Source organism: Streptomyces sp. NPDC052036, from assembly GCF_040680495.1.
In the GTDB taxonomy this organism is placed as follows: domain Bacteria; phylum Actinomycetota; class Actinomycetes; order Streptomycetales; family Streptomycetaceae; genus Streptomyces.
In genome coordinates, this window is sequence record NZ_JBFAWW010000061.1 from 21,848 (window position 1) to 24,365 (window position 2,518).

General features: G+C 68.9%; 4 protein-coding genes. 1 reads left to right on the forward strand and 3 read right to left on the reverse strand.

Going from position 1 to position 2,518, the window contains the following annotated elements; translation table 11 throughout:
- Positions 1 to 63 precede the first annotated feature (63 nt).
- Together AB0L95_RS39685 and AB0L95_RS39690 are read right to left on the reverse strand one after the other, a co-directional pair.
- Positions 64 to 936 (reverse strand): TauD/TfdA family dioxygenase, encoded by an 873-nt coding sequence (locus tag AB0L95_RS39685; RefSeq protein ID WP_365171176.1) that lies wholly within the window; start codon positions 934 to 936, stop codon positions 64 to 66.
- 24 nt (positions 937 to 960) lie between these two features.
- Entirely contained in the window at positions 961 to 1,269 is a 309-nt protein-coding gene (locus AB0L95_RS39690) for a hypothetical protein (protein WP_365171178.1), read from the reverse strand.
- Between the two features lie 234 nt (positions 1,270 to 1,503).
- Between AB0L95_RS39690 and AB0L95_RS39695 the strand changes: the two genes are divergently transcribed.
- Positions 1,504 to 2,001 carry a GNAT family N-acetyltransferase gene (locus tag AB0L95_RS39695; RefSeq protein WP_365171180.1) on the forward strand — a complete coding sequence of 166 codons (498 nt, stop codon included), beginning with the start codon at positions 1,504 to 1,506 and terminating at the stop codon, positions 1,999 to 2,001.
- A 35-nt stretch (positions 2,002 to 2,036) separates the two neighbouring features.
- Here the strand turns inward: AB0L95_RS39695 and AB0L95_RS39700 are convergent.
- Positions 2,037 to 2,518 (reverse strand): transposase (locus AB0L95_RS39700; RefSeq protein WP_365171182.1); only part of this gene is annotated, 482 nt, incomplete at its 5' end.

The following is a 2,518-nucleotide window of genomic DNA, read 5'->3' on the forward strand; positions in this document are numbered from 1 at the left end:
TTTCGGGGGGGGGGTGGGGCGCCCCCACCCCGCCCCGGCCCCCCCGCCTCCTGTGGTCGTCCGTCAGCCCTTGACGGGGCCGCCGTTGATGGCGATGCGCTGGCCGTAGCGGGTGTAGGGATAGTAGTCGTACGTCGCATGGTGCTGGACGCAGCGGTTGTCCCAGAAGACGAGGGTGCCCGGGGTCCAGCGGACGCGGAGGTGCAGGATCGGCCGGCAGGCGATGGTGTCGAAGAGCATGTCGAGCAGGGCCTGGCTCTCCTGGGCCGAGAGCTGCGGGATGCGGCTGGTGTTGGCCTTGTTGACGTACAGCAGCTTGCGGTCGGTCTCGGGGTGCCGGGCGACGAGCAGGTGCTCGCTCTTGGGGATGACGTAGTCCGCGGGCGGGGTGTAGCCCGCCAGGGCCTGGGCGCCGTCGTGGATGGCGGTGAGCGGGTCCAGCAGGGAGCGCATGGCCGGCGAGAGCATTTCGTAGGCCAGGTGCATGTTGGCGAAGAGGGTGTCGCCGCCGCAGCCCGGCTCGGGGACCTCGGTGATGTACAGCATGGATCCCAGCGAGGGTTCGGCGTCGGCGGTGCCGTCGGCGTGCCAGCCGTTGCCCGCCACGTTCGCTGCGGCCGACGTCGTGCTGATCTCCCGGATGTAGGGGTCGCCCTCGGGCGGCGGCGGGTTGACGGGACGCAACTCGCCGAAGGCCGCGGCGAAACGCTTGTGGTCCTCGGCGGTGATGGTCTGGTCGCGAAAGACCAGGACGTGGTGATCGCGGAACGCGGTGCGTATCTCGTCCAGTTGCTCCGCTGGGATCTCCTTCGACAGGTCGACGCCCGAGACCTCCGCGCCCAGAACGGGGGTGATCCGCTCGACCGTGAGCGTGCGGTAGGCGTGTACGGGACGCGTGGTCACCGCTTCCAGTGCTTGGCGTTCGTATGGCTCCATGACGTCCTCCAAAGGGGGGTGGGGTTACAAGCCTCGGTCGAGCAGTTCGGCGAGGATGATGCGGCCGAAGGCGAGGTTGCCGTGGATCTCGTCGTCGGCCTCGCACAGCTCGAGCCGTTGCAGTCCGTCCGGACCGGTGGTCCGGCGGCGTAGGTCCACGACCTCGACGCCGAGCTCTGTCACGGCCAGCCGGATGGTTTCCTGCGCGGCCATGAACACTGCCGGATCGGACTGGCCGGGGATCCGCTGCGGTGGCATCACCGCAAGGACACGCAGTCCGAGATCCACGGCGTGTTCGTAGAAGGCGAGGGCGTCGCGGACGGCGGCGCGCACGATGGCGTCGAACAGGGAGCCGGCGAGGAAACCCGGCGGGACGGCGCCCGAGCGGCCGCGGTACAGGTCGTTGGCTAGTGCCGTGACCGGACAGGTTCACCGAGGTCTCGTTGTCTGCGGGTGCGCGAGTGACCGCTGCTCCCCGGTTTTGGCTGGTTGCAGGGCGGAACGACCTCGTTTGCATGCTTGTAATCAACTTGCTGACCACCCCGGCGGGCTGGCAGGGTCTGGATCATGCTTGAACTACGCACCTTGGAATCAGACGACTGGCCCCTTTGGCGGGAGTTGCGACTGGCCGCGCTTGCTGAGGCGCCCTACGCGTTCGGATCGACGCTGGCCCAGTGGCAGGGCTCCGGCGACCGAGAGGAACGCTGGCGTGCCCGTCTGTCGATTCCTGGCGCGCACGATCTCGTCGCGCTCCTCGACGGCCTCCCGGTGGGCATAGCCAGCGGAGTGCCGGGCGAGGGAGCAGAAAACGTGGAGTTGATCTCGATGTGGGTCAACCCCGCGGCTCGAGGCAAGGGCGTGGGTGACAACCTGATCCAGGCAATCGAGCGGTGGGCGGCGGAGCGCGGTGCCACGACGCTGCGGTTGTCCGTCATGCCGGACAACCGCAAGGCAACCGCGCTCTACGAGCGGCACGGTTTCACGGACACGGGTGAGCCCGGCGATCTTCTGCCCGATGGCGTGGGCAGAGAGCAGGTCATGGCGAAGAGCCTGGCCGCTGTCTGATCTCCACATCCGGGCACGGCGGATCCCCCACGTGCTCAGGCTGCGGCGGCGAGGGGGCGTCCGCCCCAGCGGATGCCCTTCTCGCTGCGGATGCGGGCGCGTTCCTTGCGTTGTGCGGCGAGGACGTCGGGGTGGCGGGCGTTGGCGTTGCGCCAGCGCAGGTAGCGGTGCAGGGCCCGGGTCTGCGCGGGGTGGCTGCGGTGGTTCGAATTCGCGAGGGTGAACTGCCGCAGGGGGCCGAAGTGCGCCTCGATCGGGTTGGCCCAGGACGCATAGGTCGGGGTGAAGCACAACTCGACCTTGCTCTTCTTCGCCCAGTGGCGGATGTCCGCGCCGGTGTGCGCGGAGAGGTTGTCCAAAATGATGTAGATCGGGGCGCCGTCGGGCCGGGCAGCGCGGATCGATTTCAGCGCGGCCAGCGTGTTGGCGGTGCCTTTGCGGCGGTGGTTGACGCCCCACAGCCGGTCGTCGCCGACGGAGTAGCAGCCGTGGAAGTAGGTGACGCCGTGGGTGCGGT

What these genes read in the sequence shown, in the direction of transcription:
- AB0L95_RS39685 (WP_365171176.1), bottom strand. Translation starts at nt 936, where the DNA reads ATGGAGCCATACGAACGCCAAGCACTGGAAGCGGTGACCACGCGTCCC.
- AB0L95_RS39695 (WP_365171180.1), top strand. Translation starts at nt 1,504, where the DNA reads ATGCTTGAACTACGCACCTTGGAATCAGACGACTGGCCCCTTTGGCGG.